General features: G+C 71.6%; 26 protein-coding genes and 1 pseudogene. 8 read left to right on the top strand and 19 right to left on the bottom strand.

Annotated features, from left to right (window positions below; translation table 11 throughout):
• Positions 1 to 34: 34 nt before the first annotated feature.
• The 12 genes and pseudogenes from AB0M35_RS03575 to AB0M35_RS03520 form a co-directional block, all read right to left on the bottom strand.
• Entirely contained in the window at positions 35 to 1,174 is a 1,140-nt protein-coding gene (locus AB0M35_RS03575; protein ID WP_363740988.1) for a putative Ig domain-containing protein, read from the bottom strand.
• A gap of 227 nt (positions 1,175 to 1,401) precedes the next feature.
• Positions 1,402 to 2,877 carry an Asp-tRNA(Asn)/Glu-tRNA(Gln) amidotransferase subunit GatA gene (gene gatA, locus AB0M35_RS03570; protein ID WP_363740986.1) on the bottom strand — a complete coding sequence of 492 codons (1,476 nt, stop codon included), beginning with the start codon at positions 2,875 to 2,877 and terminating at the stop codon, positions 1,402 to 1,404.
• Between the two features lie 52 nt (positions 2,878 to 2,929).
• Complete coding sequence (gatC, locus tag AB0M35_RS03565; RefSeq protein ID WP_363740984.1) at positions 2,930 to 3,235, bottom strand: Asp-tRNA(Asn)/Glu-tRNA(Gln) amidotransferase subunit GatC; 306 nt, start codon at positions 3,233 to 3,235, stop codon at positions 2,930 to 2,932.
• Between the two features lie 177 nt (positions 3,236 to 3,412).
• Positions 3,413 to 5,791, bottom strand: coding sequence for an EAL domain-containing protein (locus AB0M35_RS03560; RefSeq protein WP_363740982.1), 2,379 nt, complete (start codon positions 5,789 to 5,791; stop codon positions 3,413 to 3,415).
• Positions 5,792 to 5,936: 145 nt separating this feature from the next.
• Positions 5,937 to 8,072 carry an NAD-dependent DNA ligase LigA gene (gene ligA / locus AB0M35_RS03555; protein ID WP_363740980.1) on the bottom strand — a complete coding sequence of 712 codons (2,136 nt, stop codon included), beginning with the start codon at positions 8,070 to 8,072 and terminating at the stop codon, positions 5,937 to 5,939.
• A gap of 146 nt (positions 8,073 to 8,218) precedes the next feature.
• Positions 8,219 to 9,232: an ADP-ribosylglycohydrolase family protein gene (locus tag AB0M35_RS03550; protein ID WP_363740978.1), complete on the bottom strand. Its 1,014-nt coding sequence runs from the start codon at positions 9,230 to 9,232 to the stop codon at positions 8,219 to 8,221.
• A 40-nt stretch (positions 9,233 to 9,272) separates the two neighbouring features.
• Positions 9,273 to 9,428 (bottom strand): annotated as a pseudogene (locus AB0M35_RS03545) (VOC family protein); the annotation flags it as partial.
• A 73-nt stretch (positions 9,429 to 9,501) separates the two neighbouring features.
• Complete coding sequence (locus AB0M35_RS03540) at positions 9,502 to 10,503, bottom strand: methionine synthase (RefSeq protein WP_363740976.1); 1,002 nt, start codon at positions 10,501 to 10,503, stop codon at positions 9,502 to 9,504.
• A 77-nt stretch (positions 10,504 to 10,580) separates the two neighbouring features.
• Entirely contained in the window at positions 10,581 to 11,654 is a 1,074-nt protein-coding gene (gene mnmA, locus AB0M35_RS03535) for a tRNA 2-thiouridine(34) synthase MnmA (protein WP_363740975.1), read from the bottom strand.
• Positions 11,655 to 11,781: 127 nt separating this feature from the next.
• Positions 11,782 to 12,954, bottom strand: a complete 1,173-nt coding sequence (locus AB0M35_RS03530; RefSeq protein WP_363740973.1) for a cysteine desulfurase family protein — start codon at positions 12,952 to 12,954, stop codon at positions 11,782 to 11,784.
• 61 nt (positions 12,955 to 13,015) lie between these two features.
• Positions 13,016 to 13,681, bottom strand: a complete 666-nt coding sequence (locus AB0M35_RS03525) for a class F sortase (RefSeq protein WP_363740970.1) — start codon at positions 13,679 to 13,681, stop codon at positions 13,016 to 13,018.
• A complete protein-coding gene (locus AB0M35_RS03520) occupies positions 13,678 to 14,508 on the bottom strand; it encodes a DUF4397 domain-containing protein (protein WP_363740968.1) in 831 nt (276 codons plus the stop codon). Before AB0M35_RS03520 ends, AB0M35_RS03525 begins: the two co-directional genes overlap by 4 nt.
• A gap of 260 nt (positions 14,509 to 14,768) precedes the next feature.
• On the opposite strand from AB0M35_RS03520, the gene AB0M35_RS03515 reads away from it, so the two are divergent.
• The gene (locus tag AB0M35_RS03515) at positions 14,769 to 15,371 is read left to right on the top strand and encodes a sigma-70 family RNA polymerase sigma factor (protein WP_363740966.1); all 603 of its coding nucleotides are present in this window, start codon (positions 14,769 to 14,771) and stop codon (positions 15,369 to 15,371) included.
• Positions 15,325 to 16,071, top strand: coding sequence for an anti-sigma factor (locus AB0M35_RS03510; RefSeq protein WP_363740964.1), 747 nt, complete (start codon positions 15,325 to 15,327; stop codon positions 16,069 to 16,071). Before AB0M35_RS03515 ends, AB0M35_RS03510 begins: the two co-directional genes overlap by 47 nt.
• 99 nt (positions 16,072 to 16,170) lie before the next feature.
• Here AB0M35_RS03510 and AB0M35_RS03505 read toward each other — a convergent pair whose 3' ends face one another.
• The 4 genes from AB0M35_RS03505 to AB0M35_RS03490 all read right to left on the bottom strand — a co-directional run bounded on the left by AB0M35_RS03505 (position 16,171) and on the right by AB0M35_RS03490 (position 19,375).
• Positions 16,171 to 17,130, bottom strand: a complete 960-nt coding sequence (locus tag AB0M35_RS03505; RefSeq protein WP_363740962.1) for an electron transfer flavoprotein subunit alpha/FixB family protein — start codon at positions 17,128 to 17,130, stop codon at positions 16,171 to 16,173.
• A 12-nt stretch (positions 17,131 to 17,142) separates the two neighbouring features.
• Complete coding sequence (locus tag AB0M35_RS03500; RefSeq protein WP_363740961.1) at positions 17,143 to 17,922, bottom strand: electron transfer flavoprotein subunit beta/FixA family protein; 780 nt, start codon at positions 17,920 to 17,922, stop codon at positions 17,143 to 17,145.
• Between the two features lie 242 nt (positions 17,923 to 18,164).
• Positions 18,165 to 18,581: a hypothetical protein gene (locus AB0M35_RS03495; RefSeq protein ID WP_363740959.1), complete on the bottom strand. Its 417-nt coding sequence runs from the start codon at positions 18,579 to 18,581 to the stop codon at positions 18,165 to 18,167.
• Positions 18,578 to 19,375: a GNAT family N-acetyltransferase gene (locus AB0M35_RS03490; RefSeq protein ID WP_363740957.1), complete on the bottom strand. Its 798-nt coding sequence runs from the start codon at positions 19,373 to 19,375 to the stop codon at positions 18,578 to 18,580. Before AB0M35_RS03490 ends, AB0M35_RS03495 begins: the two co-directional genes overlap by 4 nt.
• Before the next feature lie 41 nt (positions 19,376 to 19,416).
• Between AB0M35_RS03490 and AB0M35_RS03485 the strand changes: the two genes are divergently transcribed.
• Genes AB0M35_RS03485 through AB0M35_RS03475 form a run of 3 tightly spaced genes read left to right on the top strand, consistent with a single transcriptional unit; the run spans position 19,417 to position 20,553 of the window.
• The gene (locus AB0M35_RS03485) at positions 19,417 to 19,806 is read left to right on the top strand and encodes a DUF202 domain-containing protein (protein WP_363740955.1); all 390 of its coding nucleotides are present in this window, start codon (positions 19,417 to 19,419) and stop codon (positions 19,804 to 19,806) included.
• A complete protein-coding gene (locus AB0M35_RS03480) occupies positions 19,803 to 20,105 on the top strand; it encodes a DUF202 domain-containing protein (RefSeq protein ID WP_363740953.1) in 303 nt (100 codons plus the stop codon). Before AB0M35_RS03485 ends, AB0M35_RS03480 begins: the two co-directional genes overlap by 4 nt.
• Before the next feature lie 31 nt (positions 20,106 to 20,136).
• Positions 20,137 to 20,553 carry a PLD nuclease N-terminal domain-containing protein gene (locus AB0M35_RS03475; RefSeq protein WP_363740951.1) on the top strand — a complete coding sequence of 139 codons (417 nt, stop codon included), beginning with the start codon at positions 20,137 to 20,139 and terminating at the stop codon, positions 20,551 to 20,553.
• A 24-nt stretch (positions 20,554 to 20,577) separates the two neighbouring features.
• Here the strand turns inward: AB0M35_RS03475 and AB0M35_RS03470 are convergent, their stop codons facing one another.
• Both AB0M35_RS03470 and AB0M35_RS03465 read right to left on the bottom strand, forming a co-directional pair.
• A complete protein-coding gene (locus tag AB0M35_RS03470; protein ID WP_363740949.1) occupies positions 20,578 to 22,200 on the bottom strand; it encodes an acetolactate synthase in 1,623 nt (540 codons plus the stop codon).
• Between the two features lie 68 nt (positions 22,201 to 22,268).
• Positions 22,269 to 23,042: an enoyl-CoA hydratase-related protein gene (locus AB0M35_RS03465; protein ID WP_363740947.1), complete on the bottom strand. Its 774-nt coding sequence runs from the start codon at positions 23,040 to 23,042 to the stop codon at positions 22,269 to 22,271.
• 99 nt (positions 23,043 to 23,141) lie between these two features.
• Here AB0M35_RS03465 and AB0M35_RS03460 point away from each other — a divergent pair, with 99 nt between their 5' ends.
• The 3 genes from AB0M35_RS03460 to AB0M35_RS03450 all read left to right on the top strand — a co-directional run bounded on the left by AB0M35_RS03460 (position 23,142) and on the right by AB0M35_RS03450 (position 24,911).
• The gene (locus AB0M35_RS03460) at positions 23,142 to 23,615 is read left to right on the top strand and encodes a DUF6232 family protein (RefSeq protein ID WP_363740945.1); all 474 of its coding nucleotides are present in this window, start codon (positions 23,142 to 23,144) and stop codon (positions 23,613 to 23,615) included.
• A gap of 99 nt (positions 23,616 to 23,714) precedes the next feature.
• Positions 23,715 to 24,194, top strand: coding sequence for a DUF6232 family protein (locus AB0M35_RS03455; protein WP_363740943.1), 480 nt, complete (start codon positions 23,715 to 23,717; stop codon positions 24,192 to 24,194).
• Between the two features lie 45 nt (positions 24,195 to 24,239).
• The gene (locus AB0M35_RS03450) at positions 24,240 to 24,911 is read left to right on the top strand and encodes a hypothetical protein (protein WP_363740941.1); all 672 of its coding nucleotides are present in this window, start codon (positions 24,240 to 24,242) and stop codon (positions 24,909 to 24,911) included.
• Between the two features lie 66 nt (positions 24,912 to 24,977).
• Here AB0M35_RS03450 and AB0M35_RS03445 read toward each other — a convergent pair whose 3' ends face one another.
• Entirely contained in the window at positions 24,978 to 25,877 is a 900-nt protein-coding gene (locus tag AB0M35_RS03445) for a ribokinase (protein ID WP_363740939.1), read from the bottom strand.
• Positions 25,878 to 25,907 lie beyond the last annotated feature (30 nt).

The raw sequence follows: 25,907 nt of genomic DNA, 5'->3' as shown, positions 1-25,907 counted from the left end.
TCGGCCGGGCATCACCGCGGTGTCGGTCGGGATGTCACTCGGGTGCGCTGAACCGCCGACGACGGTTGAAGGTCAGCACGAGCAGGATCCCGCCGATGGAGAACGCCAGGACGCTCAGCAACAGCAGCACGAGGGTCGAGTTCGATCCGGTGACCGGCAGCCACGCCCCGCTCGTCTTCGATGGCGACGGGACCGGTGCCGCAGGGCTCTGCGACGGCGTCGAGGTCGGGTCGACCGGAGTCGGCGTGGCCGTGGGAACGGTCGGTGTGGGGCTCGGACCGGTCGGGGTCGCCGTGGGAGTGGTCGGCGTCGCGGCGGCGACGACCAGCTCCACCTCTGTGGTGGCGCTGGTGCGGGCACCCGCCGCTCGCACCATGAAGTCGAACGTGCCGGCGCTGCTCGGGGTGCCGCTGAGCCGGCCGTCCGTGGCGAGGGTGAGCCCGTCCGGCAGGGTTCCGGCGGCCAGGGCGAAGGTGATGTTCTCGTCACCGTCGGCGGTGAACCGGAACGAGTACGGCTGGCCGACCCTGCCGGCGGGCGGGTCGCCGGAGGTGAAGGCGGTCGCGGCCTCGGCGACGAGGATGCTGATGTCCTGCTCGCCGAAGAAGCCGTTCTTGTCGGTCATCCGCAGGGTCGCGGGGTAGGTGCCGGTCGTGGTCGGCGAACCCCCGAGCGAGTTACCGACCACCAGCATGCCCGGCGGCAGGCTCCCCGCGCTCACCGACAACCGGTACGGCTCGGTGCCACCGGTCGCCTCGACGGTGTGGATCGCGTACACCTGCCCCAGGTACATCGGCGTCCGGGGCGCACCCGAGGTGATTTCGATCGTGGGTTCGCGTACCTCGATCGTCGCCCTCTGCTCGGCGAACTGGTCGGCCGCGTCGGTCATCCGCAGGGTGAAGGTGTAGGTGCCCGCCGTGGTCGGCGAACCGCCGAGGGAGTTGCCGACCACCAACATGCCCGGCGGCAGGCTCCCCGCGCTCACCGACAACCGGTACGGCTCGGTGCCACCCGTGGCCTCGACCGTGTGGATCGCGTACACCTGCCCCAGATACATGGGCGACCGGGGTGCGCCGGAGGTGATGGTGACGGTCGCCGCTGCGGCCGGGGGTGCGGTGCCCAGCAGTAACGCGACCACCATCGTCAGGGCCATGACCGGGCGCAGTGTCTTCATCGCACATCCAGGTCTGATCAGAACGGCTCGCGTTCGCCAGCGACCGGAGTCCAGCCGGTCCAGCCGACTCGCAATCATCCAATCAGGAAGGTTGATGGCGGGCAATTACCCGAACGGCGGCCAGCGTGTCGCGCCGACGACCACGCCCGGTGCGGTCGGGTGACCACACCGGAGACACGACGATGCGGGTGCGCAAGGCGGCGGGCGGCCGCCTTGCGCACCGTAGATCACAGGGCCGGAGGGGTGAGCGTGCCGACCGCGCTCTCCAACGCGGCGGCGACCCGGTACATCCGGTCGTCGGCCATCGTCGGGGCCATCACCTGGAGGCCGACCGGCAGCCCGTCGGCCAGACCGCACGGCACCGAGATGCCCGGCCCGCCGTACAGGTTCGTCGGGATGGTGAACAGGTCGGCCAGGTACATCTGGTACGGGTCGGAGGTGCGCGCACCCAGCGGGAACGCCACGAACGGGGTGGTCGGCGAGATCAGCGCGTCGACCCGCTCGAACGCGGCGGTGAAGTCTCGGGTGATCAGCGTACGGACCTTCTGGGCCTGCCCGTAGTAGGCGTCGTAGTAGCCCGAGGAGAGCGCGTACGTGCCGATCATGATCCGTCGCTTGACCTCGGGACCGAAACCGGCCTCCCGGGTCAGCGACATGACCTCCTCCAGCGACCGGTTGCCGTCGTCGCCGACGCGCAGCCCGAACCGGACCCCGTCAAAGCGGGCCAGGTTGGAGGAGCACTCGCTCGGGGCGATCAGGTAGTACGCCGGCAGCGCGTACTTGAAGTGCGGGCAGGAGACCTCGACGATCTCCGCGCCGAGCTTGGTCAGCGTGTCGACCGCCTCGTTGAAGGCGGCCAGCACACCCGGCTCGGCACCCTCGCCGGCGAACTCGGTGACGATGCCGAGCCGTACCCCGGTCAGGTCACCGGTGGCGCCGAGCTTCGCCGCCGCGACCACGTCCGGCACCGGCGCCGCGATCGAGGTCGAGTCGCGCGGGTCGTGCCCGCCGATGACCTCGTGCAGCAACGCGGCGTCGAGCACCGTACGTGCACAGGGGCCGGGGGTGTCCAGCGAGGAGGAGAACGCCACCAGGCCGTAGCGGGAGGTGCCGCCGTAGGTCGGCTTGGCGCCGACGGTGCCGGTGACCGCACCCGGCTGGCGGATCGAGCCACCGGTGTCCGAGCCGATCGCCAGCGGTGCCTCGTACGCGGCCAGCGCGGCGGCGCTACCGCCACCGGAACCGCCCGGAATGCGGTCGGTGTCCCACGGGTTGCGGGTCGGTCCGTACGCGGAGTACTCCGTGGAGGAGCCCATCGCGAACTCATCCATGTTGGTCTTGCCGAGCATCACCGTGCCGGCGGCGCGCAGCCGCTGCACGATCGTCGAGTCGTACGGCGGGCGCCAGCCCTCAAGGATCTTCGACCCGACGGTGGTCGGCACGCCCTTGGTGGTCAGCACGTCCTTGACCGCGACCGGCACCCCGGCCAGCGGCCCCAGCTGGGCACCGGCGGCACGCTGGGCGTCGACCTCGCGGGCGGCGGTCAGCGCGCCCTCGCTGTCGACGTGCAGGAAGGCGTTGACCCGTCCGTCGACGGCGGCGATCCGGTCCAGGTGCGCCTGGGTCACCTCGACGGCGGAGGTCTGCCCCGAGGCGACCAGGCCGGCGATCTCGACGGCGTTCAACTTCGTCAGGTCACTCATGCCGCCACTCCGCTTCGCCCCGTGCCGTCGCCGAGCCCGATGATCCGCTCGCTCACGATGCCACATCCTCGTCCAGGATCCGCGGTACGCGGAACCGCTGCTCCTCCGCGTCGGGTGCACCCGACAGCGCCTCCTGCGGGCTCAGGCACGGCGTCACGACGTCGTCGCGGAACACGTTGGTCAGCGGTACCGAGTGCGAGGTCGGCGGGATGTCGGCGGCGGCGACCTCGCCCACCTGGGCTACCGCCTGGAGGATCACGTCGAGCTGGCCGGCGAAGGTGTCGAGTTCCTCCTCCGTCACGGCGAGCCGCGACAGTCGCGCCAGGTGCGCGACCTCCTCGCGGGAGATGGCGGCCATCGGTGCCCCCTTCGTGGCTGTCCTGCGTCTGCCTACGCCCACCCGGTCGCTGCGCCGCGACCCGCGGTGACGCCCAGCGAGTCTATTGTTCCCTGCCCGGCCGAGCGCTGGCGGCTCCCCGGACGCCGATTCACACACCTTCGAGATCGGCCGCCAGGTCACCTCGCGGCCGGCAGGTCACCGGGGGTGCCGGCGCGGCAGCTCCGCCTCGTCGGAGGCGGCCAACGGACGAACCGGACGGTAGCGGGCCAGCCAGGCGACCAGTTCCTCGGCCGGCATCGGCCGGGCGTAGAACCAGCCCTGGGCGGCGTCGCAGCCCGCCGAGTGCAGCATCCGCCACGTCCGCTCGTCCTCCACACCCTCGGCCACCACCCGCAACCCCAGTGCCTTGGCCAGCTCGATGGTCGACCGCACGATCGCCGCGTCGTCGCCGTCGTCGGCCATGCCGAGGACGAAGGACCGGTCGACCTTCACCTCCGACAACGGCAGCCGACGCAGGTGTTGCAGGGACGAGTAGCCGGTGCCGAAGTCGTCCAGCGCGATGCCCACCCCGATGCGGTGCAGCTGGGTGATGGTGGCCAGCACCCGACGCGGATCGGCCATCAACGCACCTTCGGTGATCTCCAGTTGCAGCCGCTGCGGGGCCACCCCGTAGCGGGTCAGCCGATCGGCGATCTGCTCGGCGATCTCGCCGGTGTGCAGGTCCCGCACGCTGACGTTGAGGGCCGCCCGCAGGCTGACACCGGCCGCCGACCACTTCGCGAGCTGCTCCACCACATCGTCGACGACCCGGCGGGTGAGCAGCCGCATCACCGCGCTCTGCTCGGCGACCCGGATCAACTCCTCCGGGTCGACCATCCCCCGGCGGGGGTGACGCCACCGCAGCAGTGCCTCCACGCCGACCACCTCGCCGGTGGCGATCTCGATCTGCGGCTGGTAATACAACATGATCTCGCCCGCGTCCGGCGCCGGATCGGACTGCCCCTCGGGTTGCGTCGGCCGGGCCCACACCTCGTCGGCGTCCGGCTCCGGCTGGGTGGGCTGGGTGCTCCGGCGCAGGATCGGGTCCGCAGCGATCACGATCCGGTTGATCAGCTCGTCGTCGTGGACCCCGGTCGGCAGCCGGCGTCGGCGGCGACTCCACCACCGCTGGCCGGGGCCCTCCTCCGTCGGTGGGGCAGCGGGCAGCGTGGCGCCGTCCCCACCGCGTACCGGGGGTGCGGCCTCCGCTGCGCGCGGTTGCCCCGTCGGCCCCACCTCCAGCACTCGGCGCAGGTCGGCCAGCAGGCCCAGCCGCTCGGCGGAGTTGTGGTCGGACTCGGCCGTGTAGACGGCGACGGTGTCGTTACGGTGCTTCGCGTCGTACATCGCCACGTCGGCGTGCCGCATCAGGGTGGCGAAGTCCTCGCCATGATCGGGATAGAGGGCGATCCCGATGGAGCCACCGACGTCCAGCGGCAGCCCGTCCAGCGGGACCGGCTCGGCCAGCACCCGCACCACCTGGTCGGCGAAGGCACGGGCCTGCCCGACCTCGGTCAGGCCGGTCATCACGATGGCGAACTCGTCGCCACCGAGCCGGGCGACCAGGTCCGGCGACTCGACCACGTCGGTCAGCCGGGCACTCACCTCGACCAGCAGCCGGTCACCCACCGCGTGCCCGAGCGCGTCGTTGACGTTCTTGAAGCGGTCCAGATCGATCAGCAGCAGGGCCAGGTGGGCGTCCGGCTCGCCCCGTGCGGCGCGTTCGGCGTGCCGGTGCACCTGCTCGTTGACCTCGGCCAGCAGCGCCTTGCGGTTGGGTAGCCCGGTAAGCGGGTCGAGCGAGGCGAGTTGATGCTGCTCGACGGTGAGCCGCGCCATCCGGTACACCGCGAACAGCGGCACCAGCACCAGCGGGACGAGGGCCGCGCTGGCTCGGGCCGCGGTGACGAGGATCGGAGCGAGCAGCAGCAGGGAGCCGGTGGAGAGCAGCTCGAACGGCAGGCCCCGCCAGGCGTTGGGCCACCATCGCTCGCCGAAGCGCAGCCGGACGGCGGCGGTTACCAGGCCGTAGTTGACCAGGAACCAGGCGACCCCGGCACCACCGATCGCCGCGACGTCCGTCCAGTTCAGGGGCCCGCTGTCGAAGGCGGCGCCGGGCCCGAGCCGGCTGACCGCGTACGCGGCGGCCAGGGAGCACGCGTACTGGGCCGCGTTGAAGGCCGTACGCCACGGGGCGTGGCCCATCCGGACCCCGGACACCAGCACGGCCACCGCCTGCACGGCGACGGCGGGACCGAGCCCCCAGCCGAGCAGGATGGCGAAGGTGAAGCAGCTCGACGGATAGACCGCCGAGGACTGCCGCCGCCCGGGCGCGACGAACGGGCGCGCGTCGCAGGCCACGGCGAGCACCGCCATCGTCCAGAACGCCACCGGCAGATCGGGCAGCGACGTGCCCAGGGACACCAGCGGGCCGGCCGAGACCAGCACTGCCACTGCGAGCACACCAACCACGAAGGCGGTGAACTGCGCCGCCCGTCCGGGTGGGACCAGGTTGCGCGGGTCGGGCGGCTCCATCACACCTCCCGGTACGGAACCCGGCACGTGCTCTCACGTGCCGTGACCCAATGAAACGCCCCTGGTGGCGGTTTTCCCTCCGCGACAGTCACGAATCGGTCGTAGTCGTAATTAAGTTGGTACCTCCACGAGTGCCCCGAAGGGCTCACTCGTCGACGCGGGCCACCTCGCGGGCCGCGTCGACCCCCGCGTCGAGCAGCACCCGGAAGCCATCCTCGTCGAGGATCGGCACCTTCAGGGTGGCCGCCTTGTCCGCCTTGGACCCCGGATTGTCGCCGACCACCACGAAGCCGGTCTTCTTCGAGACCGAGCCCGAGACCTTGCCGCCCCGCGACTGGATCGCCTCGGCGGCCTGGTCGCGGGAATATCCACTCAGCGTGCCGGTGACCACCACGGTGAGGCCTTCCAGTGGGCGGGGCCCCTCCGCCACCGCCTCCTCGGCCATCCGTACGCCCGCCTCGGCCCACTTACGGACGACCTCGCGGTGCCAGTCGACGGCGAACCACTCGCGGATGCTGGCGGCGATCGTCGGACCGACCCCGTCGACGGAGGAGAGCTCCTCCTCGGAGGCGTTGTCGATCGCCTCGATCGAGCGGAAGTGCCGGGCCAGGGCCTGCGCGGCGGTCGGCCCGACGTGCCGGATGGACAGCGCCACCAGCACCCGCCACAGGTCACGTTCCTTGGCCACGGCGAGATTGTCGAGCAGCTTGGTCGCGTTGCTGCCGAGGCTGCCGTCCTTGTTGACGAAGAACGGCGAACGGGCGAGCTGCTCGGCATCGAGGGAGAACAGATCCCCCTCGTCGGTGATGATCTGCGCGTCGAGCAGTGCGGCACCGCTTTTGTAGCCGAGCGCCTCGATGTCGAACGCACCGCGCCCGGCCAGGTGGAACACCCGCTCGCGCAGCTGCGCGGGGCAGCTGCGCGAATTCGGGCAGCGGATGTCGACGTCGCCCTCCTTGGCCGGGGCCAACGGGGTGTCGCAGGCCGGGCAGGTGGTGGGCATGACGAACGGTCGGGCATCCGGCGGGCGCAGGTCGACCACCGGGCCGAGCACCTCGGGGATCACGTCGCCGGCCTTGCGGATCACCACCGTGTCGCCGATCAGCACCCCCTTGCGCTCCACCTCGCGGGCGTTGTGCAGGGTCGCGTACGCCACCGTGGAGCCGGCCACCTTGACCGGTTCGAGCAGGGCACGGGGCGTCACCCGCCCGGTGCGGCCGACCTCGACCTCGATGTCGAGGAGCTTGGTGTTGACCTCCTCCGGGGGGTACTTGAAGGCGATCGCCCAGCGGGGTGCCCGGCTGGTCGAGCCGAGCCGCCCCTGGATCGGCACCGGGTCAACCTTCACCACCACGCCGTCGATCTCGTGCTCGACGTCGTGCCGGTGCGCGGCGTAGTGGGCGATGTAGTCGCGGACCTCGGCGAGATCCGGCAGCACCCGCCAGCGGTCGCTGGTCGGCAGGCCCCACGCCTGCAACGCCGAGTACGACTCGGACTGGGTGCCCGGCTGGAAGCCTTGCCGGGCGCCGATGCCGTGCACCACCAGGCGCAACGGCCGCGACGCGGTGATCCGCGGATCCTTCTGCCGCAGACTGCCCGCAGCCGCGTTGCGTGGATTCGCGAACGGTGCCTTGCCCTGCTCGACCAGGCCGGCGTTGAGGTCGGCGAAGGCCGCGATCGGGAAGTAGATCTCGCCCCGCACCTCGATGAACTCGGGAACCGGACCGAACTCGGCCGAGTCGGTCAGTCGGCTGGGCACGTCCCGGATGCTGCGCACGTTGGCCGTGACATCCTCACCGGTGCGCCCGTCGCCCCGGGTCGCCGCCCGGATCAGTCGCCCGTCCTGGTAGGTCAGGTTGATCGCCAGCCCGTCGACCTTCAGCTCACACAGGTAGGGCACCGGCCCACCGGCGTCCCGCTCGACCCGTTCCGCCCAGGCGGCCAACTCCTCGTCGGCGAAGGCATTGTCCAGCGACATCATCCGTTCGGCGTGGGCCACCGGGGTGAAGTCGGTGGAGAAGGTGCCGCCGACGCGCTGGGTCGGCGAATCCGGCGTACGCAGCGCCGGGAACTCCTCCTCCAGCGCGGTCAGCTCGCGCAGTTGCCGGTCGAACTCGGCGTCGGAGACGGTCGGCGCATCAAGCACGTAGTAGCGGTACTGATGCTCGGTCAGCTCCTGGCTCAGGGTGGCATGGCGTTCCCGTGCCTGTGGGGTCGGCTCGGCTCCCGCCGCCGCCTCCTGCGCCGCGCTGAGCTGCTGACCGCTCGCTTCTTCGGACACGCTGCCGCCTCCGGCCACCGTACCTCCCGTGATCGTGCTACCTCCGCACCGTAGCGCCCGGGTGGGACAACCCGGCCGACCAGGGCGGCCATGCAGGTGCCGGGGTCGGGTTCCGGGCCGGTCCGGTCGATGGTGGCAGCCGCGGGTCAGTCGTGCCGCGCCGACAGGGCGACGAGCTGGTCGGCGTACTCGATCCGCTCGGCCCACGGTGCCGGCCAGGCGGCCATGCCCAGGGCGGCACCCACGAAGGCGCCGGCGAGGGCGGCGATGGAGTCGGAGTCACCGGCCGTGCGGGCACCCCGGACGAGGGCGCCGACCGGGTCGTCGGCGTGCCGAACGGCACAGTAGAGGGCCGTCACCAGGGCCTCCTCGGCGATCCAGCCCTCACCGGTGAGCCGGCACGGGTCGCCCCCATCGTCCGGCCCGGACAGTGCCGCGTCGAGCTGACGCAGCGCCGCACCGCACTCGTCCCAACCGGCCGAGATGAAGGCCTCGGGCGTCGCGGCGTTCGCGCGCCGCCAAAGGTCGCCGAGCCAGTCGGTGCGGTAGACCACCCGTTGCTCGCCCACCCGTTCGGTGAGCAGACCGGGCAGCTCGGCCAGGGCGACGCCGGCGCGCAGCAGCCGGACGGCGTACGCGGTCAGTTCGCTGGCGGCCAGACCGGTCGGGTGACCGTGGGTGAGGCCGGCCTGAAGTTGGGCCAACCCGGCGAGAGTGTCCAGGTCGACGTCGAGCAGCCCGACCGGGGTGACCCGCATGTTGGCCCCGCAGCCCTTCGAGTCGACCACCGTGGCCTGCTGCCAGGGCAGCCCACGGGACAGCTCGGCGCAGGCCCGCAGACAGGTCATTCCTGGTGCCCGGTTGTTGTCCGGGCTGGCAGCCCAGGCCAGGAAGCGTTGCCGGAGCAGTGGCTGCACCGCCTCGGCCGTGTGCTCCGGTGCGTCGTGCAGCGCCCAGGCCACCGCCAGCGCCATCTGGGTGTCGTCGGTGACCAGCGCCGGATCGCCGACCAACTCGCGGGGGCCGGTCGGCCCGTACCGCCGGTCTATCTCAGCGACGCTGAGGAACTCGGTGGGCTTGCCGAGGGCGTCGCCGAAGGCCAGCCCGAAGATCGAACCGGCAGCCCGACGCTGCACAGAAGGGGTCATGGAGGCGATCATGCCGCCCGCCGGCGAGCCCGGCCAACACCCGATCGACCGGTCAGTCCCAGCAGAGGCAGAACGGATGCCCGACCGGGTCGGCGTAGACCCGGAAACCCTCGCCCGCTCCGGGCAGGCGCCGGGCGCCCAGGGCCAGCACCCTCCGCTCCGCCGTCTCGATGTCGTCGACCGTCACGTCGAGATGGAACTGTTGGGGCCGCTGTCGATGACAGTGGAACGTAGTCGTCCGATCATGTCGGTCATCCTGCCAACCGGGTACGACAGGAACCTCACACCTCGGCTAGCCGACGACCCGCGTCGCGACAGGCGGCCAGGACGGCCCGGGCGTACGCCGGAGTCGCCCCGGCCAGCCCGCAGGCGGGAGTGACCACGACCTGCTCGGCGAGTTGGCCGCGTGGAAAGCCGAGACGGTCCCAGAGCCCGCGTACCCGGTCGGCGACCTGCGCCGAAGTCGGCGCGCCACCGGTCGGCGGTGAAGTCGGCGCGGCCCCGGCCACCAACCCCAGCCCGGCGTCCAACGCCTCACCCAGCGGATCCAGGTCGGTCACCCGGCTCAGGTCGAGTGCCACCCCGACCGCACCGGCGGACCGGATCAGCTCCAGCGGCACGTCCACGGCGCAGCAGTGCACCACGGTCGGCACTCCCGCCGACTCGATCACGTCGCGCAGCAGACCGGCGGCGACCTCCGACTCCATGGCCCGGTACGTGCCGAGACCGCTCTCGGTCGGCACCCGACCGGCCAGCACCGCCGGCAGCGACGGCTCGTCCAACTGGAGCAGCACACCGGCCCGGGGCATTCGGCGGGCCACCGCCTCGACATGGCCACGCAGCCCTTCGGCGAGCGAGCCGGCGAGATCGCGTACGGCGCCGAGATCGCGCAGCATCCGGCCACCGATCGGCAACTCCAGCGAGGCGGCCAGGGTGACGGGACCGCCCGCCTGGACCTTGACCGTGCCGGCGTACTCCTCGGCCTGCTCGGCGAGTTGGTCGAGGTCTCGTTCCATCAGGTCACGAGCCCGACGCAGGTCCTTGCCGGGCCGCGGTGCGACCCGCCAGCGCGCGGCGTACAGCTCCACCGGCAGCTCGACGAGCAGGCCGGCGGTGCGACCGATCAGGTCGGCGCCCGGCCCACGGGCCGGCAACTCGGGCAGGTGCGGCAGGGCGGGAAACTCGCCGAGCACGATCCGCTGCGCCTCGGCGATGTCGGTGCCGGGCAGCGACCCGATCCCGGTCGCCGCGCCCACCGGCCAAGGCCATCCCCGATCAGTCACGGCAGAACCCTACCCGCCGTCGCCGCAACCACAGGGCCGCGGCCACCCGCTCGGTCCGGCACGGACCCGCCGGGCGGTCAGTCGGTGATGGTGGCGGAGCCGAGGACCACGTCGCCGGCCGGGTCGGGACGGTACGCGACGATCGCCTGTCCGGCCGCCACACCACGAACGGGACGCCGCAGGTCGGCGTGCAGCTGGTCGGCGTCGACGGTGACGACGGCGGGTACGACGACGCCGTGCGCCCGCAGCTGCACCTCGCACTCGATCGGCTGGTCGGGGCGTGGGCCGCCGGTCCAGACCGGGCGGGTGGCGGAGACGGCGGACACCTCCAGGGCCTCGGCCGGGCCGACGGTCACCGTGTTGGTCTTGGGCGTGATGGACAGCACGTACCGGGGCCGACCGTCCGGGGCGGGCCGGTCCAGGTGCAGACCACGCCGCTGCCCGACGGTGTACGCGTACGCCCCGGTGTGCTGTCCGACCACGGCGCCGGTGGTCGCGTCGACCACGTCGCCGGGCGACTCGCCGAGCCGCTGGGCGAGGAAACCTCGGGTGTCGCCGTCGGCGATGAAGCAGATGTCGTGCGAATCCGGCTTGTCGGCCACGGCCAGGCCACGCTCGGCGGCCTCCTGCCGCACCTGGGCCTTGGTCGAGTCGCCGAGCGGGAACATCGATCGGTCCAGCTGCTCGCGGGTGAGCACGGCCAGCACGTACGACTGGTCCTTGGCCTCGTCGACGCTGCGACGCAGCAGGCCGTCCGGGCCGAGCCGGGCGTGATGGCCGGTGACCACCGCGTCGAACCCGAGGGCCACCGCCCGGTCCAGCACCGCGGCGAACTTGATCTTTTCGTTGCAGCGCAGGCACGGGTTGGGGGTACGTCCGGCCGCGTACTCGGCGACGAAGTCGTCGACCACGTCGGCGTGGAAGCGGTCGGCCATGTCCCAGACGTAGAACGGGATGCCGAGCACGTCGGCCGCGCGCCGCGCGTCGCGGGAGTCCTCCAGGGTGCAGCAGCCCCGCGCGCCGGTGCGATAGGTCTGCGGGTTCCGAGCCAGGGCCAGGTGTACGCCGGTGACGTCGTGACCGGCCTGCACCGCCCGCGCCGCCGCCACGGCGGAATCCACGCCGCCGGACATCGCCGCCAACACCCTCACCCCGACCACTCTCCCTTCCCGTCGACCCTATCCCCCGCACTGGCACTTAGCGGCGTGCGGTACGGCCGGTGTTAACCGGGGGCCCCTGCTCTACCGCAGGCGTTAACAAGGGGCCCTTCCTTCGCAGTCAGCGAGGGCTGCGCTGGGCGGCGCGGCGGGCCCGTTCGACGGCTCCGGGGAGAGCGGCGATCAGGGCGTCGACGTCGTCGGGGGTGCTGTTGTGGCCGAGGGAGAAGCGCAGCGACGACCGGGCCCGGTCGTCGTCCGCGCCCATCGCGAGCAGCACGTGCGAGGGCTGGGCCACCCCCGCCGAGCAGGCCGACCCGGTCGAGCAGTAGATGCCCTGGGCGTCCAGCAGGAGCAGCAGGGCGTCGCCCTCGCAGCCGGGAAAGGAGAAGTGGGCGTTACCGGGCAGCCGGTCGTCGGGATCGCCGTTGTAGACGACCTCGGGCACCGCCTGCCGGACCCGCTGCACCAGATCGTCGCGGAGCGCGGCCACCCGGGCCGCGTACTCCTGCTGGCCCTTGACCGCAGCCTCGACGGCGACGGCGAAAGCCACGATGCCGGCGGTGTCCAGGGTGCCGGAGCGCACATCGCGTTCCTGCCCACCGCCGTGCAGCAGTGGCACGGCGGCCACGTCCCGGGCCAGCACCAACGCGCCCACGCCGACCGGGCCGCCGAGCTTGTGCCCGGTCACGGTGAGGGCGGCGACGCCGCTGGCGGCGAAGTCGACCGGCACCTGGCCGACCGCCTGGATGGCGTCGGTGTGGAACGGCACGCCGTACTCCACGGCGACCGCGGCCAGGTCCCTGATCCGCTGTACCGTGCCGACCTCGTTGTTCGCCCACATGGCGGTGATCAACGCCACCTGCTCGCCGTGCTCGGCCAGTTCGGCGCGGAGCGCGTCGGGGTGCAACCGGCCGACCTCGTCGACCGGCAGCCAGCCCACCTCGGCGTTCTCATGCCGGCCCAACCAGTCCACCGCGTCGAGCACGGCGTGGTGCTCGACGGCGCTGGAGACCACCCGGCGGCGCCGGGGGTCGGCGTCCCGGCGGGCCCAGAAGATGCCCTTGACCGCGAGATTGTCGCTCTCCGTACCGCCACCAGTGAAGATCACCTCGGACGGCCGGGCGGCTAGTGCGGCGGCCACCCGCTCCCGCGACTCCTCCACCCGCCGCCGGGCATGCCGACCGGAGGCGTGCAGTGACGACGCGTTGCCGACCTCGCGGGCGGTCGCGACGTACGCCTCAAGTGCCTCGTCGAGCACCGGGGTCGTCGCGGCATGATCCAGGTAAGCCATCACGACTCAGCCTAACGACCGCGCTCGCTCCGACCGCAGGCCGGATAACCCGACGTCGACATCAGACCGGAACCGCGGTCACGACGATGTTGTCGCGGTATCTGCGGGCCTCGGCGTCGAAGGGCCCGCCACAGGTGATCAGGGTCAGTCGCGGTCGACCGTCGCGCGCGAAGTAGCGCTCCAGCGGGATCTTCGTCTTGTCGTACTCCTCCCGGGCCACCACCCGGTAGGTCCGTTCGGTCCCGTCGTCACCGATGGCCGTCAGGGTGTCGCCCGGGACGAGTTCCCGCAGCCGGTAGAAGGCGCCCCGGCCCTGCTCGGCGCTGTCGACGTGGCCGGCGATCACCACCGAACCGGACTCGGCCGTGAGCCCGGGACCGTAGCGGTACCAGCCGACCTGGTCGACGCTGGGCGGCACGTCGAACTCGCCGGTGCGCTTGTCGACGCCGACGGGGTCGACCCGGGCGGTGACGTCGATCGCGGGGATCCGGAGCCGGACCGGTGGCACCGGTCCGACGTCGTCGGGCAGCGCTCCCGGAACGACTGCCACCGGCAGCCCACCGGCTGACGACCCGGTGGCCGAAGGGCTCGGGCCGGCCAGTGCGGCGGCCTGGTCGGCGCCGACGGTCCCGTTCGGTCGGGACACCACGGCCAGCACGGTCGCCACGGCGAGCGCGGCGGCGCCGGCGGCAACCGCCGCCAGCGCCCCACGGTTGACCACGGTCACCGGCGACCGGACCGGACGACAGCCGCCCGCGCCCCGCCCGCGACCAGCAGCAGGACGCCGGTACCCGCCAGCGCGTACCACCACAGGCCGAGGCCGGTGTCGGCCTGACCGCCGGTGCCGCTCGGCACGCCGGAGGGCGCCGAGTGCAGGCCGGTGATGGTCTGCGCCACGACGGTCAGGTTCTCCGCCTCGGCGGAGCCGATGGCGTAGACGATCGTGGCGGTGCCCTCGCGCAGATTCAGGTCGGCCGGCCCGATCGCCACCGTGTCGGTGCCCGCGAGCACCACGTCCGCCGAGACGCTGCCCGCGTCCACATCGGCCTTGGCCTCGTTCGGGTTGGTCAGCCCCTCGAAGACCGGGCTGCCGCCGGCCCGCACGTCCACCGCCGGCGCGGCGGCGGTGTGCCGGACGATCAGCCGGGCCTTACCGGCGTCGACCTTGGCGGTGTCGTTCACGAACGGGGTGATCGTGGGCTCACCGTCGGCGTCGAGGTGAGCGGCGATGCTGATGTTCGCCCCGCCCGGCACCTCGGCGTCGTCCGCGGTCAGGATCGCCTGTCCGATGGGCTCACCGGGCTTGGTCAGGGCGATGTCGTACGACCCCTCCGGCAGGTCCAGCGGGCCGGCCACGTCACCGGGCTTGAAGTTCTCCAGGGTCTTCTCCCCGTTGACGTAGACGTCGACCGGGGTGTCCGGAATGCCGTGGACGACGGAGACCTTCGAGGTGGCGGCGTACGCGGGGGTGGCCGTCGCGATGCCGGCGCCGACGAAGGTCAGCGCGGCGACCGCACCACCCGCGGCGGCCCGGCGAAGGTACGCGAACTGCATGTCTGCCTCCTGATGGTTCGTGCTGGTTCGTCAGGCTTGCTGTGCACCCCGAGTTACGCCGGCACCTCGCCGCTCGGATGCGGCCGGAGGCGACTTTCTTTTTTCGTCCGACGGCGCATCCAACCGGCACCGCGCGGACGAAAAGAGGTGGAGGAGCCCCTGGGGCTGACAGACGGATCACGAGCCACGCCGGGCGGACAGAGGGGACGGCACTGGTGCGAGCTACAGTCGGGTATGCCTCCAACCAGGCGAGCCGTCTCGTGACGGAGATCCGGCAGGAACCGGACACATCCGAAGACGACTTGGCCCAACGCTTCCGCGCTGGTGACGAGCGGGCACTGCGCGAGGCGTACGACCGCTACGGACGGGCCGTCCTGCACCTGGCCACCAGCACTCTGGTCAACCGCAGCGACGCGGAGGACGCGACCCAGGCCACCTTCGTCGCCGCCTGGCTCGGCCGGGACACCTTCGATCCGACGAAGGGCTCGCTGGTCGGCTGGCTGCTCGGGATCGGCCGGCGCAAGGTGATCGACCGGCTGCGTTCCTCGGCCCGGGAGAACCGGGTGGTCGAGACCGTACGCCAACTGCCCGAGCCGGTCTCCCCCGGCAGCGACCCGGACATCGTGGTCGACCGGCTGGTGGTGGCCGACGAGTTGGCGCGGCTGCCGGACGAGCAGCGACGCATGTTGGAATTGGCCTTCTTCGACGATCTGACCCACCAGCAGATCGCGGCTGTCACCGGGGTGCCGCTCGGCACGGTGAAGAGTCACATCCGGCGGGGCATGGCGAGCCTGAAGCGCAGATGGGAGGTGGACGGTGCAGCACCTGGAGCACGACCGGCTGATATTTCTGGCGCTCGGTGAGAGTGAGGCGGACAATGCCGACCGCACCCATCTCGACGCCTGCTCGCACTGCCGCGCCGAGCTGGCGGGTCTGCGCGAGGTCGCCGGCCTCGGTAGGGCCACCCAGTCGCTGCGCGACCTGCCCGATCCGCCGGAGCACCTCTGGCAGGGCATCACCGCCGAGATCAGGGCGGCGGAACAACTACCCGCACTGACCATCACGCGACCGCAGCCGGCGGATCGCCGGGACGGCGCGGCACCACGCGTTGTCCCGTCGGCGACGCGCCGGCCCCGGCGCTGGGTCCGATACGCGGTCACCGCGGTCGCCGCCGCCGCGGTCGGCGTGGCCGGCACCGCCGCGGTGCTGCGCGAGGGCACGCCGCCGCAACCATCGGTGACGGCCAGCGCCCGACTGGCCGCGTACGGTTCGACTCCGCCACAGGCCCGGGGCGACGCCCGCGTGCTCGGCAGCGGGGAATTGCACCTGCACGTGGCGAATCTCCCGCCGGTGACGGGGTATTACGAGGTGTGGCTGATCAACCCGCAGAACATGGAGATGTTCTCGATCGGCGTCCTCGGCGGCGGCGCTGACGTACTCTTACCGCTGCCGCCGAACGTGGACCTGAGGCAATACTCTGTCGTCGACGTCTCCGCCGAGCAGTTCGACAACAACACCGCCCACTCCGGCGACAGCCTGTTGAGGGGCTCTCTGACGGGCTGATCGGCGGGCCGGTTCAGCTCCCCGGCCCGCCGATCAGCTCCCTTTTCCCGCACAACCGACAGCCGCCGCCCGATATCGGGCGGCGGCTGTCGGTTGGCCCTACTTGCGCTTGCGGATTTCCTCGGCGGCCTGTGGAACTACCTTGAACAGGTCGCCGACGACGCCGAAGTCGGCGAGTTCGAAGATCGGCGCTTCGCCGTCCTTGTTGACCGCGACGATGGTCTTCGAGGTTTGCATACCAGCGCGGTGTTGGATGGCGCCGGAGATGCCGAGCGCGATGTACAGCTGCGGGGAGACGGTCTTTCCGGTCTGGCCGACCTGGTACTGGTGTGGGTAGAAGCCGGAGTCGACGGCGGCGCGGGAGGCGCCGACGGCGCCACCGAGCAGGTCGGCCAACTCCTCGACCAGGGTGAAGTTGTCGGCGTTGCCGATTCCACGGCCGCCGGCGACGACCACACCGGCTTCGGTGAGCTCGGGGCGGGAGCCCTTCTGCTCGGCCACCCGGTCGACCACCTTGGCCAGCGTGTCGGTGTCGGAGACGGTGACGGTGAGCTGCTCGACGGTCGGGGTGGCCGGGGCCGGGGCCGGGGTGACCGAGTTCGGTCGGACGGTGACCAGCGGCAGACCCCGGGTGACCTTGGACGTGACGATGGTCGAGCCGGCGAAGGCCACCTGGGTGGCGGTGCCGTCGGCGGCCAACGCGACCACGTCGGTCAGGATGCCGTTGTCCAGCTTGACCGCCAGCCGGGCCGCGATCTCCTTACCCTCCTGCGAGGAAGCGAGCAGGACAGCGGCCGGCTGCACCCGCTTGACCAGGTCAGCCACCACGGTGGCCTTCGGCGCCACCAGGTAACCGTCGATCTGCTCACCCTCGGCGGCGTAGATCTTCTCCGCGCCGTACTCGCCCAGCTTCGCCGCGAGCGCGTCGGCGGCACCGGTCCCGCCGAGCACCACCGCCGACGGGCTGCCCAACTCACGGGCCAGGGTGAGCATCTCGCACGTGACCTTCTTGACGCCGAACTCACCAGTGGCTTCGACGACGACGAGAACCTCAGACATGTCCCACACCCCTCACACGAACTTCTCGGTGGCGAGGAACTCGACCAGCTGCGCGCCGCCGGAACCCTCGTCGGTGACCTTCGCCCCACCCGAGCGCGGCGGACGCTTACTGTGCTCCACCACCACACTCGTCGCCCCGGCGAGACCCACCTCGTCGGCGGCCACGCCCAGGTCGGCCAGGGACAGCGTCTGCACCGGCTTCTTCTTGGCGGCCATGATCCCCTTGAACGACGGGTACCGGGGCTCGTTGATGGTGTCCCACACCGACACGATGGCCGGCGTAGAGGCGGTGACCACCTCGTAGCCCTCCTCGGTCTGCCGTTCCACCGTCAACACGCTGCCGTCGACGGTGAGCTTGCGGGCACCGGTCAGCGCCGCGACGCCGAGCCGCTCGGCGAGCATGTGCGGCATCACCTGCACCCGACCGTCGGTCGACTCCGAACCACAGAGCACCAGATCGGCGTTGAGCTGCCCGAGGGCGGCGGCGAGCACCTTGGACGTGGCCACGGCGCACGACCCGTGCAGGGCGTCGTCCACCACATGCACCGCCTTGTCCGGACCCATCGACAACGCCTTACGGATCGACTCGGTCGCCCGATCCGGACCCATCGTCAGGATCGTCACCTCACCGCCGTGCGCCTCCTTGATCTTCAACGCCTCTTCGATGGCATACTCATCCATCTCATTGATCACGTTGTTCGCCGAACCGCGGTCAACTGTGTTGTCGTCAGAACGCAGATTGCGGTCCGCCCCCGAATCAGGCACCTGCTTGACGAGTACGACGATATTCATCGCGCTTCGACGACCCTCCTGCTGTGGTGATGTGATCACACGCCCTGCTCTGGGGCGCAGCCTTGCTCCTGAGCCACCGTTAGGTCAACCATCAACCCTGTGCAGTTGCCCACGCCGCAATGTTACCTGCCAGTAAGTTAGCCCTCCGGACGCACACCGGGTGACTCAGGTCACCGGCATTTTGCCACCGCGGCCCGTCACCGAGCCCGGCACGCACCGGCCGCTCCCGGGTGACCGTCGGTTCAGGCCGCTGGCTCGCGTAACGCCCCGGCGATCCGCTCGATGACCTGCGCCTCGGCGGTGCTGACCCCGTCGTGGGCCCGCGCCGTACGATCGGCGGCGGCCAACACCACCGAGCGGTAGACCGCGACGTCCTCCGGGGCCTTCTCGGTCAGGATCCTGATCGCCTGGCGCAGCGCGGGCAGCACCACCGACTCGATCTCCAACTCCGAGTCACGGGGCAACTTGGGCAGCGGTCCGCTGCTCAACGCGGCCTTGACCACTCCGCTCGCATCGGCCATCGGCCCGGAGGCGGCAAAGCTCTCCCGGAACAACGCGAGCATCCCTGGATCGGCGTTGGAAACCAGGAACACGGCACCGAAGGCCCCCGTCTTGAGGGTCAACATCTCCTCGTCCGTCAGCCGTTGCGCCATGATCACGAAGTGTAGACGTAGGGTGTGGTGCTGGTGACCGGGACGAGACCGAGGCGTCCCAGCAGTGGACGGCTTTCGTCGGAGGCGTCGACCTGCAACAGTGTCCGGTCGCGTTGGCCGGCGAGGCGGGCCCGATAGGTGACCAGCGCCCGGTAGACGCCCTGCCCACGCCACTGCGGATGGGTGGACCCGCCCCAGAGGGTGGCGAAGGTGCTGCCCACGGGGTAACGGACCCAGCCCGCGCTCACCACCGTCTCACCGGCCTCGGCCACCACGACGGTGATCGCCTGCGGATCGGCGGCGATCTCCCGTTCCAGCCCGTCGGCGAGACCGGTCAGGTCACGGCCCCACACCTCGGTCTCCAGCGCCGCGATCCGGTCCAGGTCCGCGCGGGTGGTGACCTCCCGCAGGCGTACGCCCTCGGGTACCACCGGCAGTGCGGAGGCCAGCGGCGCGACCGGGCCGACCATGACGCTCTCCTGGGCCTGCGGCACGAATCCGGCCGCGCGCAGCCGCTGCGGCAGGTCAGCCGGCTCGTCGTGGCCGTGCAGTTTCCACTCCACCGGCTCGCCCCGTTCACGGGCCACCTCCGCCTGGCGGGCGATCAACGCGTCGAGTTCGGCGTCAACCAACCCACCGAGGTCGCGATAGGTCACCAGGCCACCATGGTCGAGGCCCAGCACCCGGAACAACGGCCCGTCCTGCTCCACCCGCGCGCCCACCGGTACCGGGTCGGGCAGGCCCGGCCGCAGCTGGGCGTCGTACGCCGCACGCAACGTGGTCAAGTCAAGATCCGTCATGTTTCCAGGCTATGCCCAGTTCACACCGGATAATCACCACCGTGTGGCAAAGGATCAGGAATTGGTTCGACCCTCATGAGCTACGGTCGGTGGGCACCACCCCCGACTACCGCTTCTCGCTGGCCAACGAGCGGACCTTCCTGGCCTGGCTGCGTACCGGGCTGGCACTGGTGGGCGGTGGACTCGCGGCGGCGCAGTTCCTCCCGGCCCTGCCGCTGCGACACCTGCGCGAGGCGATCTCCATTGCATTGCTGCTGCTCGGCGGCACGGTCGCGGTCCGCGCCATCGACCACTGGGCGCGCGTCGAACGGGCCATCCGGCTCGGCAAGGAACTGCCGGCGTCCCGCTTCCCCGCCGTACTCGCCGTCGTGGTGGGTCTCGGCGCACTGCTGCTGGTGGTGGCGGTTCTGGCCGGGGCGTTGGGCAGATGACCGCCGTCCGCGACCCCGGTCTCCAGCCCGAACGGACCCGGCTGGCCTGGCGTCGCACCATGCTGGCGGTGACCGTGGTGACGATCCTCGCCATCCGGCTCGGGCTCACCGGCGGCCGGGTCGGTGCGCTGCTGACCGTGCTCGCCATCCTCGGCTGGGGTGCCACGATCACCCTCTGCTGGCGACGGGCCGTCGGCAGCGGCGTACCCGGCACCAGCGTCCGTACGCTCTCCGCCGTGGGTCTCTGCATCGCCGGTCTCGCCCTGATCGGCGTCGTGCTGGTCGTGTACGGGGTGTGAGCATCGACGGGCAGTAGGACATGATGGGTACATGGCCCGGCTCTATATCCTCCTCTTCCTGGTACAGGTCGTCCTCGCCGTCTGTGCCCTGATCAGTTGCCTCTCGGCCGAGGAAGACGACGTTCGTCACCTGCCCCGGATCGCCTGGGTGTTGATCATCCTGTTCTTCCCGCTGGTCGGCTCGATCGCCTGGTTCCTCGCCGGCCGCAAGCGCAAGACCGCCGGTGGAGGGATGTTCTCGGGCGGAACCCAGCCCGCCGTACGCCGGCCGGCCCGGCCACTCGCGCCGGACGACGACCCCGAGTTCCTGCGCTCGATCGAGGAGCGCTCACGCAAGGAGGACCAGGAACTCTTCCGCCGTTGGGAGGAGGACCTGCGCAAGCGCGAGGACGACCTGCGCCGCCGCGAAGGCGATCCGCCCCGCGAGGAGCCCCGCCCCGAGGTGTGACGCCCGGGACGGGTACGCCCCGGGTCAGGCCAGGTTCGACGAGCGGGGATAGGCGTCGGCCGGGTCGGTGATCACGTTGACCAGGTAGGGCACCCCGGCGTCGAAGGCCCGGTGCAGGGCCGGGCCCAGGTCGGCGGCCTTCGCGACCGTCTCGCCCGCCCCGCCGAGTGCGGTGACCACCTGGTCGTAGCGCAGCTCGGGCTGGAGATCGGCGGCGACGTCGTAGCCGTACATGGCCCGCATCGGGTGCTTCTCCAGGCCCCAGATGCCGTTGTTGCCGACCACGATGACCACCGGCAGCTTCTGGCGTGCCAGCGATTCGACGTCCATCAGCGAGAATCCGGCCGCGCCGTCGCCCATCAGCACACAGATCTGCCGGTCCGGGTGGGTGACCCTGGCCCCCATCGCGTACCCCATGCCGGTGCCGAGGCAGCCGTACGGGCCCGGGTCGAGCCAGGTGCCCGGCTGGGCCGGCTCCAGGTAGCGGCCGGCGTACGAGACGAAGTCGCCGCCGTCGCCGATGGTGATCGCGTCGCGGGCGAGGACCTTGCGCAGCTCGCCGTAGACCCGGGCCGGGCGGATCGGGTCCGTCTCGGCGGCCATCTCCTCGGCGTCGCGGGCCTTCGCGGCGTCCTCGGCGGTACGCAGCTGCGCCACCCAGTCGGTGTGGTCGGCCCGGTCGCCGGTGTACTCGGCCAGCGCGGACAGGATGCCGCGCAGGTCACCGGCGGGCGCCACGGCGGGCTGCACGTGCGAGGCCCGCTGGCTGGGCGCGTCGACGATGTGCACCACCTTGGCGTCGCCGAAGTCGCCGAAGGAGAGCCGGAAGTCCAGCGGCGTGCCCACCACCACGACCACATCGGCGCCCCTCAGCGCCACCCGACGGGCCTTGGCGAAGGCCAGCGGGTGCTCCGGTGGCAGAGCGCCCCGACCCATGCCGTTGGTGAAGACCGGCACGTCGAGAGCCTCGGCGGCGGCGCGCAGGGCCGCCACCGCGTCACCGGCGTAGACATCGGAGCCGGCGATGACGACCGGCCGCTGAGCACCGGCGATCAGGCCGGCGGCGGTGGCCACCTCGTCGGGGTCGGCCGCGATCGGGGCGAGGGCCGGTCCGGCCGGCAGCTCGGCGTCGCCGGTGGAGAAGATCGCCTCCAGCGGAAAGTCGAGGAAGACCGGGCCCCGGTGCGGGGTGAGCGCGGTGGTCAGCGCGGCGGCGACGGCCCGGGGGATGTCATCGGCGCTGAACACCGTCTCGGCGTGCTTGGTGACCGGGGCGACCAGCGGCAGATGGTCCATCTCCTGGAGGCTGCCGGAACCCCACCGGAACTGCGGCGCCCGCCCACCCATCACCAGCACCGGCGAGGCGTTGAAGTATGCGCTGGTCAGGCCGGAGATGCCGTTGGTCACGCCGGGGCCGGCGGTGAGCACGGCGAGACCGGGGCGACGCTGCAACTTCGCCACCGCCTCGGCGGCGAAGACGGCGGACTGCTCGTGCCGCACGTCGTACAGCGGGAAACCGATCTTGTGCGCGGCGTCGTAGAGCGGAAAAACGTGCCCGCCGGAGAGGGTGAACATCTCCCGCACCCCGTACGCCCGCAGCGCCGCGAGAGCGAGTTCCCCGCCGTGGCCTTCGATCCGCTCCGTCATCGCCGCTCCTTCTCGTCGCCTGACCGGAGTCACACGCTACTGGCCGGTAGGAGGAATGTGAACCATCTTCATCGACCGGTGAAGTCCGGCTTGCGCTTCTCGACGAAGGCCGCCATACCCTCGCGCCGGTCCTCGGTGGCGAACAGCGCCGCGAAAAGCTGACTCTCCCAGGCCAGGCCCGAGTTCAGGTCCATGTCCAAGCCGCCGTCGACCGCCAGCTTGGCCGCGCGCAACGCCTGCACCGGCCCGTTGAGGTACGGCTGCACCAGCGCCACCGCCGCGTCGTAGACCTCGGCGGCCGGAACGACCCGGTCGGCCAACCCGATCCGCAACGCCTCCTGCGCGTCAACCATCCGGCCCGACATGATCAGATCCTTGGCGCGGGCCGGGCCGACCAGCCGGGCCAGCCGCTGGGTGCCCCCGGCACCCGGGATGATGCCGAGCTTGATCTCGGGCTGACCGAGCTTGGCGTCCTCGGCCACCACCCGCCAGTCACAGGCCAGCGCCAACTCGCAGCCACCACCGAGGGCGTACCCGGTGATCGCGGCGACCACCGGCTTGGGGATCCGGGCGATCGCGCCCAGCGCGCTGGACAGGTCGGCGGCCCGCTCCGCCATGTCCACGTAGGACATGTCGGCCATCTCCTTGATGTCCGCGCCGGCCGCGAAGACCTTCTCCCCGCCGTACACGATGACCGCGCGGACCTGAGGGTCGGCGGTGGCCGCCGTCGCGGCGGCGCGCAACTCCTCCTGCACCTGGGTGTTGAGCGCGTTCATCGGTGGCCGCTCCAGCCGAATGGTGCCGATGCCGTCCCCGGTCTCCAGCCGCACGAACTCGCCCACGCTGAGCCTCACTTCCTCGTCGAAGTCGCGTGCCAACCTTACGACCAGTCGCTGTCGGCACGTAGTCTGGCTGCCAGTCCCGCGTCCCGGAGTTCCGCCATGGTCACGTACTACGACGACAAGTCCGTCCAGGTCACTTCCACCGCTGTCACGGTCAACGGCGACGCCTACCCGCTCGCCGAGATCAGCGAGGTCTGGCACCACCAGGGCAGCCGGTCGTGGCGGGTGCTGGCCGGTCGGGGTGCGCTCGGCGCGGCGATGATCGGCCCGCTGGTGGCCGCCGTACTCGGCATCGCGCTCGCGGTCTGGCTCGACGGTTCGACCACCGTCACGGTCGCCATCGTCGGCGTCTCCATCCTGATCGGACTCGCCGCCGGGCCGATCGCCGACCAACTCTTCGAGTACTTCGACCGCTCGTACGCCCGGGGCAGCCGTCCGCGCGAGGTCTGGATCCGCTGGCGGGGCCACCCGGTACGCCTGCTGCGCACCCCGGACGCGCTGCGCTTCGGGCAGATCTACCGCGCCGTGCAACGCGCCATGGAAGCCCAGATGCAAGGACGGGCCCCCCGTTAACGACTCCGGCTAGAGCACGGGCCCCCTTTAACCGCACCACCTGCCGCATCGGGCGACCGGTTGACCGCCGCCGACCGCCCGCAACGGTTAGGCTTAGTGATGGCGCTCTATTACCGGGACGACGTGGTGCAGGTTTCCTCGGAGTCGATCCGGGCCGGAGGGCACGTCATCCCGATCTCCGAAGTCACCTACGTCTGGCATCAGAAGGGACACACCACGCTGGCGGTCCGGGGCCGGGTGCTCGGCCGGGGCGTACTGGTGTTGCTGCTGTCCCTGCCCCCACTGGTCGGGCTGGTCTGCGTACTGTCGCTGGTCTGGTCGGCTCAGGACCGGGGCTGGGTGCCGGCGCTGATGGTGCTCGCGGCCTGCCTGGTCATCGCGCTGGCGCTGGTGCCGTTCCTGGAGATCCCGCTCGGCTGGCTGGACCGCTCGTACGAGCGCGGCAACCGGGTGCAGGAGCTGTGGGTGCAGTACCGGGGGCAGGAAGCCATGGTGCTGCGTACCCCGGACGCGCTGCGCTTCGGGCAGATCTACCGGGCGGTACAGCGGGCCGTGGAGCAGCAGGGCGACCACTGGTGAGCACCCGTGCGGCAACTGTCGCCCGCCGGACGCACACTTGAGCCCATGGTGATCCCCCTTCCCCGACCGACCGCGGTCGTCGGCCTCACTCGTTCCGCCCTCGACTCGGCCGCGTCCTTCGCCGCGATCCCGGCCCGCGCCTTCGCGGTGCTCGACGGGGTGGAGGCGTTGCTGACCCGGATCAACGCAGTGGTGGATCGGATCGAGGACACCCTCGACCGGACCGACCGGGTGCTCGCCGACGCCGACGTCGCGGTCCGGGAGGTCGCGGTGATCAGCGCCGCCGCGACCGCCGCCGTGGACAACGCCGGCACGGTCGCCGCCGCCGCGGCCGACGTGGTGGCGCGGGCGGAAACGGTGTCCGGCCGGGCCGCCGAGGCGGTCGGCGTGGCGGCCGAGGCGGCGGCCACCGCCGCCGAACTACTGGCCGCGTACGAGCCGGCGCTGCGCCGGGCCGCCCCGATGGCCACCCACTTCGTCGAGCAGCTCAGCCACGAGGAGGTGGCCGCGGCGGTACGACTGGTCGACGAGTTGCCGAAGCTGCGGCAGCATCTCACCGCCGATGTCATGCCGATCCTGGCCACTCTGGACCGGGTCGGCCCCGACCTGCACGACCTGCTGGACGTCACCCGGGATCTCAAGCTCGCCGTGGCCGGCATCCCCGGCCTGGCGATGCTGCGTCGACGCGGCGAGAAGCTCAACGACGACGTGGGCTGACCACGGACGAGGGCCGGTACCGGGTCAGCAGTCGCAGCCGGCGAGTGAACCGTAAGCCGGGCCTGGTCAGGTCGATGGGACGTACAGCTGGTCGATCTCGACGCGGTGCGGCAGCGACACGCTCGCGCCGAGCCGACGTACGCAGGCCGCGCCGGCCGCCGACGCCCAGCGGACCGCGTCGACCAGGTCACGGCCCTCACCCCAGGCCACTGCCAGGGCGCCGGTGAAGGCGTCTCCGGCGGCGGTCGAGTCGACGGTGTCCACCCTGACTGCAGGCACGTGCACGGCGGTGCCGTCCCGGTCGCCGTACCAGGCCCCCTGTCCGCCGAGGGTCAGCACCGCCCGGGGCGCCAGGTCGAGCAGGGCGTGTGGGTCGTCCCACCCCCGACCGGTGTACGCCTGCGCCTCGTTCTCGTTGACCACCAGCAGGTCCACCGCGGCCAGCAGCTCAGGCGGCAGCGGTACGGCCGGAGCCGCGTTGAGCACCACCCGGGTACCGGCGGCTCGGGCGGCCACCGCCGCCTGCGTCACCGTCTCGACCGGAATCTCCAGCTGCGCGACCAGCACGTCGGCGTCGCGTACGACGGCGAGCTCGCTCTCGGTGAGCGCGGTCAGCGAGCCGTTCGCCCCCGGCGTCACCAGGATGGCGTTCTCGCCCTCGGCGTTGACCATGACCAGGGCCACTCCGGAGGCGCCGTAGGTGGTGCGCAACTGGCCGGCGTCCACCCCGGCGGCGGTGATCCGGGCCCGCAGCGTCACCCCGAACGAGTCGGAGCCGATCGCGCCGAGGAAGGTGCAGGCGGCGCCCGCCCGGGCGGCGGCGATGGCTTGGTTGGCTCCCTTGCCGCCCGGCACGGTGACGAAGTCGGTGCCGAGGGTGGTCTCCCCCGGCCGGGGCAGGGTCGGCGCGGTGGCGACCAGATCCATGTTCGCGCTGCCCACCACGGCGACTCGGGTCTGCCGCACGGGAGCCTCCTGCGTTTTGTCAACAGGGGC

This window comes from Micromonospora sp. NPDC051196 (assembly GCF_040682415.1).
Lineage (GTDB): Bacteria > Actinomycetota > Actinomycetes > Mycobacteriales > Micromonosporaceae > Micromonospora.
This window is presented reverse-complemented; position numbering and strand designations above follow the sequence as displayed.